Source organism: Paranoxybacillus vitaminiphilus, from assembly GCF_003259935.1.
Classification (GTDB): domain Bacteria; phylum Bacillota; class Bacilli; order Bacillales; family Anoxybacillaceae; genus Paranoxybacillus; species Paranoxybacillus vitaminiphilus.
On sequence record NZ_QLMH01000023.1, the window covers coordinates 23054 to 38264 of the forward strand.

Here is a 15211-nt window from a genome sequence, read left to right on the forward strand (position 1 = left end):
AGATAGTATGTTGTTTACAGCAGAAGCCGTTTGTGCTTCTGTTTTTTGTTTTTATGACATTATTCGACAGGATTTTTTGTGAAATTTATGTAATATATGAGCGAAAAACAACTTGAAAAGTGGTGTTCGTAATTCCAAATAATATTTTGCAAGGATACGTTCTGTAGAGTGATGAGGTACGCTCACGGACTTTTCAAAGCTTGTTTAGGGTTGTTCAATAAAAGCGGTAAAATGAGGTGCTTTAAATGAAAAATCATCTAGAACTAATTCAACACTCCTTTTCAACGATACTATTAGATGCAATACAGTTTTTTCCGCAAAACAAAAAAAGAGTAAGCACGGAATCTTTTGGTCTGTTGTTTGGATTAAAAAAAGAAACGGGTTATGAATGTGATTTTGCTTTTCCTGTTGGAAGTGTCTCGAAGCGAACAGAGGATTTAGTGCAACCGGATCAAAAAATAAATGAAGCGATTCAAAGCGCTAAATGTTTATTCTCTACATCTAAATGAATAGGTACATACCATAGCCATCCACACGATGAATACTTTGAACACTGGGCAGATCCGAGTAATGCAGATGTAGGATTTGCGCAATATTTAAATTTGCCGTATATGGTCATTATTGCATTAACGCGGAACGGAAAAAAGAACAAACCACTTTCATTAGATTTTAAAGTCGGACCAGCAGGGGAGTATTTTTATAACAAAAATAAACATCCACAAGACTATCCGGACGCTAAGCTGTTAAATGAAGAAGTGAATTTTATTCAAGGGGAGTTTCAAAAATATTTTTTCACTATACGTGCGTATCATTTTAATGGTACTTCTTTAAGGGATGTGGATTTATTTTCAACAGAGGCGGAATTATTACAGATGTTAAGAGATGAAAATGTAAACGTTAGCGATCTCACAACTGCTCAGACGTATCATTTACGTAAAATTGAATATAATTTGCGCAACGGTGGAAGCGGGCGAAGTAAAGAAAATACGGAATATCATTTGAACAAGATTAAGATGATGTCGAAAATATGAATGAAACGTACGAGTGTTATAGAATTGGATAACTAGTTAGGAGATTAGCCGAGCATTAAGCCTGATAATATGTTGTTTGAATTCTATTACAGAAAGGAAGAAAGTATTTTATCATGTTACCGAATGAAATCTATCCATTAAAGCATTTATCCGTCCGCGTCCCATGGCATGACCAAGGATGGAATGGGACGATTTGTAGCAATCCTGCGAATAATACTAGCTGTCTAAAATTAAGAAGGATTGAGGAATTAAAAGATGAGGAATTAGAAAGTCGATATGCTGGAATGTCCATTGAAGAGCTATCACAAGATTTGTGGCCTTGTTGTGTGGCAGAACGAGGCATGTTTATGGCGCCTTTTGACTATGTGAAAGTAGTTGACCATCCATATAAAGAAAGTTCAAAAGAAACGCATGGTCATTTTAAGGCAACTCCACTGCGATTTCCGGCTTATTCAGCAGCAGTTATTCCGTTTCGATGGATGCTTAAATCATCTATTGATGAGTTAAAAAAATATTATCCATTGGATGTAGATGAATCTAGAGAACCAAATTTACCTTTTTCTAGCAACTGGTGGCAGGAGAAGACGAATCAAGAGACGTTGTTAAATAGTTTTATGAATCATATACAAGTAGGTTCTTTAATTTTCTTTTACGCTAAACAAATTCCATTTGTTGAAGAAACGCGTAGAGTGCTTATTGGAGTGGCAAGAGTAAAACATATTGGAGAACTTACTGAATACCAATATACAACTACATCTCCATCTTTGCGAGCAATGCTTTGGGAACGAATGGTTCAACATACCCTTCGCCCTGATTTTCATGATGGATTTTTATTGCCGTATCAAGAACTGTTTACATATGCCGAAAAACATCCAGAAATAAATGTCGCAGAATGCATTGCTTTTGCTCCGGAAGAACGAATGGCTGAGTTTTCGTATGCAAGTGAACATGTATCGAATGACAGTGCCATTGAATGTTTAATTGAGTTAGCTAAATCACTAGAGAAAATGAAAAAATATATTCGTGGTCCATGGGACGAATGTATGAAATGGATTGACGACCGTTTGTCTGAAATATGGAAATTGCGTGGACCATATCCGGGGCTTGGAGCTTGCTTTACAGCGATGGGGGTTTCACTAGGAACTTTTGTTGCTCGTGCTTTAGAACAACACTTTACAGAGAATGCAGATATTTGGCCGCTGGTAGATGCAATGTTTGAAAATCCAAAAGATTATTTGCCATCTTCTTTAGCAAAGCAAGTAACACCAGAGTTATCTCGCATGTGGAAGCAAATGCCGAGTGAACGAAAAGAATTAGTTAAACTGTTAAGTCGAATGGAATTGTCAAACGAACAAGCGAAAGTAGTGTTTGTACAATCGGAGCGAAAGAAGAAAGGAATTCATGCTACAGATGAAGAGATTTTAAAAAATCCGTATATACTTTATGAACAAACACGTCTTCAGCTCGAACCTATACCGATTTGGACAATTGATAAAGCGATGTTTCCAAATGAAACATTACTTGAAACTTGTCCTTTTCTTCGAGAAGGTTCGTTCGATTCAAAATATGATATCAGACGAGTACGTGCATTAGTGGTATATGTATTAGAGCAAGCAGCAAACAATGGAGATACCCTATTGCCATTTGAGGAAATTGTTCGTCAAATTAGAAACTTACCAATCGTTCCGGATTGTGAACTTCATGAAGATCTTTTAACATCAATCGAAACGGATTTGCAGCAGGAAATCATCATTGTTGAAATGGAAGACGGTTCTAAAGCGTATCAGCTTAAACGTCTTTACGAAATGGGACAATTAATTCGTGAAAAAGTAGAAAAGCGTTTGAAAGGCACAAGGATTTCGATTTCTGCGGATTGGCGAGCTTTACTAGATGAAAAGCTTGGTGGACCAATCCAAATTGCTGATCCATATGAAGCTGAAAAAGAAGAGATGGCTCGTACAGAAAAAGCAGCTATTTTAAAGGAATTAGCGGAATCGAGAATTTCTGTTTTAATAGGACCAGCCGGAACAGGAAAAACGACTCTTTTGTCAACATTAATAAGTCATCCTGAGATTCAACAAGGAGACGTATTGTTGTTAGCACCGACGGGAAAAGCACGTGTAAGAATGGAGGAAGTATCAAAAACGTTAAAGATAAAAGCGTATACGCTTGCCCAGTTTTTAGGTAGAACAAATCGATATGATTATCAAAACTTTCGCTATCAGCTTATAAACGCAAAAGGAGAAAAACATGCACAAACGGTAATTGTAGATGAAGCTTCGATGTTGACGGAAGAAATGATGGCAGCGTTATTTGAAGCATTAGAAGGAGTCCAACGATTTATTTTTGTAGGTGATCCAAGACAACTGCCGCCAATCGGTGCAGGCAGACCGTTTGTTGATTTAGTAAACTATTTAACTCCTGATGATGTAGAATTTATGTTTCCGAAAGTAGGAAAAGGTTATGGGCAATTAACAATTCCGAGACGTCAATCAAGCGAGACTGGTGGGGAACGAGATGACCTTCGTTTAGCACAATGGTTCAGCCGAAACAGTGTTCATCCTGCGGATGATGAATACTTTGACGAAGCTAATTTTCCTGTTAGTTCAAGTACTTTACGTTTTGTTCAGTGGAATCGGGAAGAGGAACTGCTTCCGACTCTAAAACGAGTATTAATGGAAGAATTAGAGCTTGAGAATGAGAATGACGTTAATGGTTTTGAGCGTTCATTAGGTGGAGTAACGACTGAAAAAGGATATATCAACTTTGTGAGTCATTCAAGCGGTAAAAACAATTCAGTTCATAAAGTGGAAAGCTGGCAGATTTTATCACCAGTCAAAAATGCATTGTATGGCGTTAAAGCGATTAATCGTGAAATTCATGCGACATTTAAGCAAGAGCGGATACACTCATCACAAAAAACATTCAATCGTTATTTTCCAAAACCGATGGGACCAGAGCAAATTGTCTATGGTGATAAAGTAATTAATACTATTAACCATAAACGAACTTCTGTATGGCCAAAAGAAGGGGCACAAGGTTATGTTGCGAATGGTGAAATTGGCCTTGTAATCGGAGAATTTAGGAAAAATGCTAAGTATTTTAATGTGGAGTTTTCTTCTCAACCTGGATATCGTTATGAGTACTTTACATGGGATTTTAGCGAGGAAGGAGAACCGACATTAGAGCTTGCTTATGCCCTCACCGTTCATAAATCACAAGGAAGCGAATTTGGAAAAGTGTTTGTGATTATTCCTGAATCATGTGCTTTACTATCACCTGAATTGTTGTATACAGCGTTAACAAGACAAAAAGAGAAAGTAATTATTTTGCATCAAGGGCCGCGTTCAAATTTATGGCGTTATGCATCGGACCGCTATTCCGAAACAGCAAGACGCTATACAAATTTATTTGAAAAACCAAATATGATTGAAATAGATGAAGGGGTATTCTTGGAAAAACGATTAATACATCGCACAACAAGAGGGGAGCTAGTGCGCTCTAAATCAGAAGTGATAATTGCAGATCTATTACATGCTAACGGAATTAATTATTTATATGAGGAACCTCTTAAACTTGGAGGGACTATCCGTTATCCAGATTTTACAATTGAAGATGATGATTTAGGAATTACTTACTATTGGGAACATTGTGGAATGTTGTCTAATCTGGAATATCGTAAGCGTTGGGAAGCAAAACTTGAATGGTATCGTAGTCACAATATTCTTCCTATAGAAGAGGGAGGAAACCTCATTGTCACAATGGAGGCAGAAAATGGGGGAATCGATTCGAAAAAGATTCAACAATTAATTTCTTCACTTTTTAAATAATAAATCTTAAAAAAGGCTCCTTCTAAAGGGGCCTTTTTCTTAATAATTGATGAATATTTACTTAACTTGTAAAATTATGTAGTGGTAAATTAGTTGTAAAATTGATTTTTCACTTTCCTAGGAAAAATAGTAGAGAAGCGAAGGTGATTGAAGTTGTACTCTATTTTTGAAAACTTATTTTCACTCATTAACAAAATAGGAAATAAAGGTTTTACTGACATTTTTCTTTATTTTCAATTTATTTTATTTATTGTGATGGCTGGAATACAGTTTGTACGAATTAGAAAAGAAATATATGTGATGAACGAGTTAAAACCGCAATTAATGGAATTAAACCGTTCACAAGACAGCAGTCCTCAAGAAATTGATCAAACGCTAAATAGTCTATTTTCTAACGTGAAAAAGTCGAAGTATAAAGAACTATGGGAACGTTACTATAATCGTGTTTCCCAGAAGAATGAAGATGAGCGCATTAATGTAGAACCGTTTTTCGGTTTTGATGTGATGCATCATCATATGGGATATCGTCATTTAATGGATATGGGGGGCGGTATCCATGTAAGTATTGGTGTCCTTGGTACGTTTGTTGGCTTATCCGTTGGACTTTCTGAGTTGCATGTAGGTAATACGGAAGCATTACGTTCGGGAATAAGTAGTTTATTAGATGGTATGAAGGTCGCATTCTATACATCTGTATGGGGAGTTTTCCTGTCATTACTGTGGACGGTATTTGACCGTTGGATTAGTAGCCGTCTTGATCAAAATATTGACTGGCATTCCGAGCGTCTTGATTTTTTACTAAGCACGGATGATGAAGAGTTATTTTTAAATCGTCTAGAGAAAATCTCTAGAAATCAAGCGGATCATTTAAAAACGCTGCTAACAGATGCATTAGAAAAAGCCGTGCAGCCAGTTGTCGCAACCATTCAACAATCACATGGAAGCATTCAAAATGCTTTTGGACAACTAACCGATCAATTCGCTAAATTACAATCAGGAGTAGAAACACAATCTAGATTGTTAGAATCACAAATTGAATTAACAAAAAATACGAGCCATGATGTAACCAATCGTTTAATTGATCAAATTACAGGCGGTACACAACAGTCTATCGTACAGTTTAGTACGTTAGTTCAAGATACACAAAATTTACAAAAAGAAATGATGAAAACGGTTCACCAAGTCGTTGAAAACTTTGTCAATACGGAGCAGCGGCAAGCATCAACCCTTGAGCGGACTGAAAGAATGTTTGAACAATTTGAGAAAATGGCAGTTGAACTGGAAGAAATGAGAAATAGTTATAAAGAAACAGCGAGTGTGATGGAGAGTTTAGGAACGACATTCCAGTATATTCAGCAGTTAACGAAAGAACAACTTCCAGTGCAGCAAGAGGTTATGAAGAGCAACCAGCTGTTAGCACAAAAATACGATGATTTAACAGATGGCTTTAAACGTTTCAACGCGCAAATTGAAATGAAATATGAAGAATTACTTAATCAAGTGGTTACTGTTTCAACTTCTTTATCCACTTCCTTTAAGGATATGACTGACCGTTTTGCTCAATCATTACTTACACAGCAGAAAACGATTCAAGACTCAGAAACACTTTTACAAAATGTTCAAGCGATTGTTTCTACGTTATCTCCACTAGCACCGGAGTTAAAAGATGTTGTAGGTAATCTTCATCACTTAAAAGAGCAACTGCAGCAAATGCAGCAGTTACAAAATGAACTGTTACCTGAACTTGTACAACTGAGAACACAAACAAATGAAACCGTCGAAAACGCACTCGAAACAACAAAGACATATATGCAAGAAATGACTTCACAGTTAGAAGTTCTGAAAGAAAATTGGACGACAACAAAAGAACAATTTACAAAAACGACTCAAGCTCTTCATTTATCAATGAAAGACTTTGCGGAAAACATTGATAATGGTTTAAGTAAAACATATCATCATTTTGATGAGACATTAACAAAAGCGGTACAAGAGGTAAGTAACTTAATTTATCAATTTAGTGAGTTACAGGCGGATTTTATAGATAACTTAGAAGACTTGGCAGAACATCTAACTAAATTGAAAGCAGGGAATCCGGCATGAGATATAAGAAAAGAACAGAAGTGAACTATTGGATGTCTTATGCAGACTTAATGAGCGCAATGCTTATGGTATTTGCACTCTTATTGACACTTGTGATATTGGATTATCGTGAATTACTTGAAAAAAAGGAAAAGGAAATTCAGGAAGTTGTAAGTGTGAAAACGGAAATTATCAAAGCGTTAACAGAAGCGTTTGAGAAATCGAATATGGCGATTGAAATTGACCAGCAAACAGGAGCGATTCGCTTTCCTGGAAGTGTATTATTTGAGACAAATTCATCGGAAATCTCAAATGAAGGAAAAGCCTTTCTAAAACAATTTATTCCAAAGTATATGGGGATTTTATTGCAAGACCGCTTTAAGGACGAAATTTCAAGTATTATTATTGAAGGACATACCGATCGACAAGGAACCTATATGTATAACATGTCTTTATCTCAAGAACGAGCTTATTCGGTTTTGGAATATATTTATAGCGACGAATTTCCTAACTTTAAAGAAAGGGAGTTGTCTAAAAAATATATCACCGCTAATGGAAGAAGTTTTAGTAGTCCACTAACGAATGAAAAAGGAGAATATGATGCCAATCGTTCGCGACGCGTTGAGTTTTTATTTCGCCTAAAAGACGATGAGGCCATAAAAGCCATTGAAAAGTTGGTGAACGAATGAGATATGAATATCAACCGACTCTTTTAAAAGGTTGGTTGCGCGAAAAACGTAAACCGCTTTTAGATAAAACGGTGGAAAACAGCAATCAAACATATCGTGGCTTGTTAGAAGAGCTGTCTGAACAATTTCAGAAAGTGGCTGCTCAATCGGAAGCGGCGTTTTTAGAATGGGCCAATGGGCTAACGAGACGTCAAAAACTTCTTTTACCCAATTTATATAAAAGGGAATTGCCAGACGCAATTAAAAAGAGTATGGTTCAACTGATTCAGCAAAACGTCAAAAATGAACGACGTTTATTTCGCGTGATGGTAGATGTCGTTTATCAAACATGCGATTTAGATGAGCTTTGGAAAATCTTAAAATATTCGTATGCTTATCACAAAGAAAGAATTGAAAAAAGGATGGAAAAAGAACAGGCGAAAAAATGGCGTCAATTTCTTTTAAGTAAAGACCCTATTTTATACTTAGCAACAGAGGCCTATGAAGGGAAAAAGGGAATTTTAGAGGAACTTGAAACGTTTTATTTAACTAAAAATTTTCCCCTTTTTAAATTAGTGCTGATGGAAATTTTTCATTTGGCCGATGAAAATTTCTTTCTTAACGAACAGGAACTTTATCGCGAAATGTTTATCTCAGCCACAAATGAAGAACAACAAAAAATGGCGCATCAGCTCATTAAAAAGTGTAAGTTAAATCATGTGAAACCATTAGGAAAGCTGATATTTGAGAAACTGAAAACGTATCGTCGAAAGCCAATGTTGTGGAAATATGTTGGTGAGGAAGAAAAGCGCCGCTTTGCCAAGTGGATATTAAAATTAGAAATCAAAGACTTCTTTGGTAACATAAACAAAAACCATGAAAGATTCCAATATTGGGAGAAGTTTATAGGAAAGCTTGAAGATGTTGTAGTGACAGACGAACGTTCGACACTCATTATGTATTTTCCTGACGTCGTCATCATGGAGGTACTTGGAACAGGGGCTGTATATGTTTATCGCACATCTGTTTTCCAAAAATATTTTCAGCCCAAAATTGATCGAATGTTAATGGAACGAGAGAAATACAATAATTCTTGGTACAAACCAAAAGAAGTCAAACGAAGTGAACTAATGGATAAAAGCTTAACCATCCCAGGGGGCTGGTTAATTCATAGCGGTGACTGGCAGTTCAAATTTGATGCGTGGCTCCGTCGTGAACTTGGATGGGAGGTAAGAAGAGATGTTCTTCTTCAAAAAGAGACAGAGAGAGATGAAGGTAGTTTTGACGCCGAATGAGGACGGAATCCATATATCCTTTCAGTTACAAGACGGAAAAACGGTTACGGACATAAATCTTCCATTGTCGAAAGAAGATATTGAAAAGTATTATCGATACACTGGGTTCCAACAATATGTGGCTTGGGAAGAGCTGTACGACTCTGGTTTGCTCGTTCATTCAATACTGCCATACGAAAAATATTATGAATTAGTAAGAGATGAGAATGGCAAAGAACTACTAGAAATTCTAGGTTTACCGACAAAGGAAGAAGAGGTAACTGGGGAACTATTGCTAAATTCTTTACCGCAAGATGCTGACCTGTCTTTACAGTTATTTGATCAAAAGGGACGTAACTTAAATCGGATTGGAAAACCGATTGGTGCGTTTTATAAAATGCAGGATCAACTTTATTTACTTCCAGAAAAAATCTATCGACTAAAACAAGCGATTTCTGACGATTATGAATCTGGCTATCAAAAAATAGGTGTTTGCCAAAAACTCGCGAAAGAAGCGGGGATTCGTCTAGAGAATTTTTTAGAAAATGAGACTTATCATGTCGTAGATCAATATGACTTGGATATAAGAGTTCACAGTCATGATCATATTGAATTAGTTCCAAGAGGCCAAAATGAACAGGAAACACAGCATTTAAATCAATTACATCCTGTAAGTAGTTTTAAAGAAGGGTTTAAAAGAAACCGTTTTGTAAGTACAGCAAAAGTCCATAACGATTTAGTGAACCTAAGTAAAAAGCGTCACATTGTTGGTGAAGAAGTACCTTTGTTTTTTGAAAACCCTACAGCTGTATTACCGGAACATGATTATTTATTTGATTTAGAAAAATTTTCAGATCGCGTACGAGGGCTGATCCCCATTGAACGAGTACGTCCCACTTTTCATGATCGTACTGGTTTACAATGGTTCGATGAAACTACTGGGAAGTATGTGCCTTATGATGTAGAGTTTTTAAGAGAATTAATGGAGCAATACCCTAATCAGCAATATGTCGAGCATAATGGTAAATGGATTTATTTAGATCCAACCCTTCGAAAAAAATTGTTACATTTGCCAAAGGATGCAGATGAATCGCTGAAACGTCAGTTTATACTTGATATAAAAGATAATGAAGAACAATTAGAATATAAGATTGATGAGATAAAAGGTACGCAATTTAACGACTATCCTATTCCGTCGGGGTTACAGGCAACTTTATTCGATCATCAAATAGAGGGGTTTCGGTGGCTTTGTTATTTAGAAGAGCAAGGAAGAGGCGGCCTGCTTGCAGATGATATGGGGCTTGGAAAGACGATTCAAGTTATTACTTTTTTGTTACATCAAAAAGCGAACCAAAAATTGAAACCAACATTACTTGTTCTTCCGATTGCTCTGATTGAAAATTGGATTGAAGAAATTAGAAAATTTGCCCCGAGTTTGATGGAGCGTTTATACGTTCACAAGGGAAGCGGACGACTGAAATCATCGGAACTAATTTCCAATTTTGATATTGTTATCACAAGTTACGATACGTTAAAAATCGACCAATTATTGTTAGGAAAAATTAAATTTCAATCGATCATTTGCGATGAGGCACAAAATATTAAATCACATACGAGTCAAAGATCGCGTGCTATCCGGGCGATGCAAGCTAATTTTCGATTAGCGATGACAGGGACACCAGTGGAAAATAGCCTTGATGAGCTCTGGGCCATTATGGATTTTGTGCAACCAGGAGCATTAGGAGCGTTAAAAGAATTTCGGAAAAATTTTGCGGAAACGGAAAACTATGAAGGATTGTTAAAAGCACTCCAACTGTATTATCTCCGACGTACGAAACAACAAATATTAGATGACCGTTTGCCGAAAAAGCATATCGTCGAACCGATTTATGTTGAAGCATCACATATTCAAAAGGACATTGCCTCAGCCATGTTAGCAACAAAAGAAACGGGGCAGATAGCTGTATTGAATATGCTTATGAGGCTGCGTCAATTATATGGACATCCAGGGGTAGTGATTCCCCAATATGAAAATCTTCCTCATACTGAAGTTCCAAAGCTACAGAAAATGATCAATATTATTGAAAAAATAAAACAAAAAAATGAAAAGGTAATTATTTTCACTGAATTTCGCAAACTGCACTCTGTTTTAAAACGTTTATTTATGAATATGTATGGAATATCAGTACCGATTATTGATGGAGATACACCAAACCGTCAAGCAATTGTACAACGATTCAATCAATCTCCTGGCTTTGGGATTATGATTCTTTCACCGAAAGCAGCGGGCGTTGGTTTAACGATTACTAGTGCGAATCATGTCATTCATTATACAAGATGGTGGAATCCGGCCGTTGAAAACCAAGCAACAGATCGTGCTTACCGCATTGGGCAACAAAAAGATGTCTATGTTTATCATATTATTACAACCGATAAGGAAAATTTCCCAAACGGTACTGTAGAAGAGCTTATGCACGAACTGCTTGAAAGCAAACGAGACCTTGCTGAAAATGTCATTGTTCCTTTTAATACAAGGGAAATTCAACAAATGGTGTTTGAGAGAATGAATATGGCATCAAATGTTTCATAAAATTCTTTGCAACGCGCGTTATCATTTTGTATAGATTCCTGGCTCCACCCGAATTTTGTTGAAGTTTAATAATATAAAAGAAAAAGAGAGCTGCACTGTATAATATTATCCCCTCCATAGTAGACAGTACCTCCCTTTCTTTTTTGTCTACTATAAGGGGATAATATCATACTTCTTTTTGCGCAAATTCCGGAGATGTGGAGTAGAGATTTTTCGCATAACGAACTTTGCCATACTTATCCGCTTTCGCTCTCTCTAAACGGTAGACATCAAACGATGTCTTCGGTAACCGTCCGAATGCTTTCTTGTCCTCCTCAAACCATTCTTGAATCGATTTTCCTTTCCGATAATGCGTTCGGTCCATGTCTTGATCACAACGGTAAAGTAAAGTTCGATTATATTCTTCGATATCCGGAATAACAGGAACGGGAACAAAGAAGTTACGCCGGATATATCCCACTTTGTTTTCGACATGACCTTTCTCATGACCACTATTTGGATTACAAAACTCATATTGAAAGTTATAATGCAACGCAAACTTCTGAAATAATTCGGTGAGTGTGCGTTTTCCATTCCGATGAATACTTGTCACTGCCGCGGACAGATTATCAAACCAGATTCGTTTCGGTACACCTCCGATGTACTCAAATATTTGCTTTAATCCTTGTAGAAGACATTCTTGGTTCTGCCCCGGTACCACCTGTGCGTAACTGGCATTGCTGTATGGAAAAGAGAGTGTGAGAAAAAATCCTTCCTGTTCGACTCCTTTCTCGTCTTGGTACGTAAAACTTCCAAAATCGGCCTGTGCCTCTCCCGGTGAGTGCTCTAACGGAAGATAACCTTCACCATCTTGATACATTTCTTGTTTTTTCTTCGCTACGTAATACTGCACCGTCCTCAAGGATACGGAAAACTCCTCCCCGTACATTTCAAGCAGCCGACGATATACCCTAGTTCCTGTATGCCTTTGTTTTCGAGGCACCTTTCGGTCTTGCTCTAACCACTCATCAATCTGTGCTTTATATGGATCTAACTTTGACTGTTTTGGCTTCCTTGGAGTTGGAAGTGGATTGCCATCTTCTTTATTGGCATATTTTTTGACCGTTTGAAAGCTATGTCCCGTCTCTTTGGCAATGGCTCGCAGGGACATCCCTTTATATTCATACAAATATTTGATATGATGTTGTTGAATCATTGTAAGCATCCTTTCTTCCCCTTCTAACTGTACTTTTTGTCCAATTAGAAGGTTAGTGGTGGGAGAGGGGTGCTGACAATGATTTTTTTATTTTGCAAACTGCTAAACTTTTATCTTGCATAATGCGCTACTTTTATTTTGCATTAAACAAGATGGTGGATTTTTTGCGTTCATTTATGCATATTTATGAGTTTTGCAACACGTTCTAAATTCTTAATAATAAAAGTTCAGAGGGGATCACATTGAAACACTTACAGCAAAAAATTATCGCATTTCGAGATGCTCGCAATTGGAGGCAGTTTCATAATCCAAAAGATTTAGCGATTTCCTTAACGTTAGAAGCGGGGGAATTGCTGGAAAATTTCCAATGGAAAACAAGCGAAGAAGCAGTTCAAGCTAATTTTGAAAATATTAAGGATGAACTAGCTGATGTTGTTATTTACGCACTTTTGTTGTCACATGAATGAGGCATTGATTTAGAAGAAGCAATCATCAATAAAATGGAGAAAAATGAAAAAAAGTATCCGATTGAAAAAGCGTTTGGTTCAAAGAAAAAATATGATGAACTGAAGTAGTACGCTGGTCAGGTGCCTGGTGTATAAGATAATAATGTCGAAAGGTTTTTCTTGACATAAAAAAAGACCCCAGCTTACTTCTTGTTGTAAGATAGAGATACCTGACAGAAAACCTCAGATTCTTACAATCCATAAATGGAGGAAGAAGTAATATGGGGTTAAAAAAATATAATAAACATTTTAATAATATCCAAGGAAAGAAAGGTAGTCAATTTAGTTCCCAGTTACGGGGGATAAACCTAGAGAAAGTATTAATAGTGGCGATTGATGCAGCTAAGTTTTTTCAAAAAGCTTTAATTTGTAATTATTTTGGTGATGTAATAGAAAAACCATTTTTCTTTGGTATCAATCAGAGTGGCATTCAGGATCTTTGTTCAAGGATAGAAAAAGCGAAAAATGAAGTGTTAGCTGAACGTATTTTTATTGGTGTGGAGGCTACAGGTCACTACTATGAGGATATCGTAAGGGAATTAGGGAAATGTGGATATGGGGTTACTATTATTAATGCGGCAACAACCTATGAAGAGAGAGCAAGTGCTTTAAACTGGAGTAAAACAGACGATCTAGACCTTTATGCGATTGCCCATGCATTAATTCAAAATAAAGGAATGGAAAATAAATTACCAGAAGGAATTCATCGACAGCTCATGATCCTCACTCGCGCAAGGAGAAATGAAGTTCGAAAGAGAGCCTTACTACGGGTGCAAATTCGAACGTTAATGGATCACGTTTGGAGAGATTATCAAGGATATATTGTGATGGAGAATAATCGACCGAAAAGGAAACTCATTTTTAGTGATTTTTGGGGAATGTCTTCCTTGTTTTTTATGGAGAATTATCCACACCCTTCTAGTTTACTAGAGTTAGGAGTGGATGGGATTCGGAAAGTAGCGAAAGAGAATAAGTTACGGATTAAAGAAAGCACCATTCAAACGTTGCTTTCTGTAGCTAAGCAATCGATTATCCGTTCCAAAGAGGAAGTCTCAGCCGAGTTGTTGTTACTCCGGTTAGCGATCCAAGATTTAAGACGCTTAGATGAAAATGTGAGAGTGATTGAAAAGGAAATAGAACAAATGCTACTCCAAACAGACGGCCGTCTCCTTTTAACGGTACCCGGAATAGGAGTCGTAACGGCAGCTGAATTTTATAGTGAATTAGGAGATATCTCTCACTATACCCATGCAGGACAGCTCATTAAAAAGGCTGGAACGAATCCGATTATTATTCAATCTGGTGGAGTACAAGGCTTTTATGGTCGAATTTCCAAACAGGGGAATAAAAATTTACGATTCATGGTTTATACCGTAGGAAAATGCCTAGCTCAACATAATCGAGATTTACATCCTTATTATAAGAAACTTCTTGACCGTGGAAAGCATCCAAGAAAGGCGTTTATAGCGTTAGGGAATAAGTTTATAAAGATCGCCTTTTCTATGTTAAAACACAAGAAACCCTATGAATCCAAACAAGCAGATTACAGCTACTTTGAAGAGATTAAGAAGAAGCTTGTCTATACAAAAATGAAAGATTTTTTAACGATTGTATTGGCAGCATAATGTATCTTACATATTGAATCTCCTCTTCTGGGATCGAAGGAAAATCGACTTTGGTGCCGGAGGCTATAAGACCTCGAGTGACAGCATGATTTACTTCGTCCTGTAAATGCGAATTGTACGTTAAAAACAAACGTTGAACTAACCAGGTTGCATCCCTGCAGTATTGAAACGAGGTAATATTCCATTCAGGTTCGAGAAGAGTGAGATTCATATATAGTGGTTTTCTGTCAGTTGCTTATTGTAATATTTTTACATTCAATTTACGTAAGGTGTATTTCCTATGCTTAAATTTTTAAAATTTCTTATTGACATAGTACGCTGTCTCCTCGAAGTTTAATGACAGAAGCTGTATTGGCTTCTGTTTTTGTTTTTATGACATGTTTTGAAGTGGTTTTTACCAAAATTAGTTAAGG

The 15211-nt window shown here is 36.8% G+C and carries 8 protein-coding genes and 2 pseudogenes; 9 read left to right on the forward strand and 1 reads right to left on the reverse strand.

The window, feature by feature from the left end:
* The first annotated feature begins 245 nt into the window (after window positions 1-245).
* From B0I26_RS16235 to B0I26_RS16265, 7 genes are all read left to right on the forward strand, one after another.
* Complete coding sequence (locus B0I26_RS16235; RefSeq protein WP_111646441.1) at window positions 246-509, forward strand: hypothetical protein; 264 nt, start codon at window positions 246-248, stop codon at window positions 507-509.
* 93 nt (window positions 510-602) lie between these two features.
* On the forward strand, window positions 603-1031 hold the full coding sequence (locus B0I26_RS16240; protein WP_181502955.1) for a hypothetical protein: 429 nt from the start codon (window positions 603-605) through the stop codon (window positions 1029-1031).
* A gap of 113 nt (window positions 1032-1144) precedes the next feature.
* Entirely contained in the window at window positions 1145-4861 is a 3717-nt protein-coding gene (locus B0I26_RS16245) for an AAA family ATPase (RefSeq protein WP_111646443.1), read from the forward strand.
* Between the two features lie 153 nt (window positions 4862-5014).
* Window positions 5015-6961, forward strand: coding sequence for an anti-phage ZorAB system protein ZorA (gene zorA / locus B0I26_RS16250; RefSeq protein WP_245934820.1), 1947 nt, complete (start codon window positions 5015-5017; stop codon window positions 6959-6961).
* Window positions 6958-7629 (forward strand): OmpA/MotB family protein, encoded by a 672-nt coding sequence (locus B0I26_RS16255; RefSeq protein ID WP_111646444.1) that lies wholly within the window; start codon window positions 6958-6960, stop codon window positions 7627-7629. The genes zorA and B0I26_RS16255 overlap by 4 nt, the downstream gene beginning before the upstream one ends.
* Entirely contained in the window at window positions 7626-8903 is a 1278-nt protein-coding gene (locus B0I26_RS16260; RefSeq protein ID WP_111646445.1) for a hypothetical protein, read from the forward strand. The genes B0I26_RS16255 and B0I26_RS16260 overlap by 4 nt, the downstream gene beginning before the upstream one ends.
* Complete coding sequence (locus tag B0I26_RS16265) at window positions 8878-11472, forward strand: DEAD/DEAH box helicase (RefSeq protein ID WP_245934821.1); 2595 nt, start codon at window positions 8878-8880, stop codon at window positions 11470-11472. The genes B0I26_RS16260 and B0I26_RS16265 overlap by 26 nt, the downstream gene beginning before the upstream one ends.
* Window positions 11473-11641: 169 nt before the next feature.
* On the opposite strand, the pseudogene istA reads toward B0I26_RS16265, so the two are convergent.
* Window positions 11642-12667, reverse strand: a pseudogene (gene istA / locus B0I26_RS16270) (IS21 family transposase); the annotation flags it as partial.
* Between the two features lie 242 nt (window positions 12668-12909).
* Between istA and B0I26_RS16275 the strand changes: the two are divergent.
* A pseudogene (locus tag B0I26_RS16275) lies at window positions 12910-13242 on the forward strand (nucleotide pyrophosphohydrolase).
* Between the two features lie 152 nt (window positions 13243-13394).
* A complete protein-coding gene (locus B0I26_RS16280; RefSeq protein WP_111646447.1) occupies window positions 13395-14798 on the forward strand; it encodes an IS110 family RNA-guided transposase in 1404 nt (467 codons plus the stop codon).
* Window positions 14799-15211: the final 413 nt, after the last annotated feature.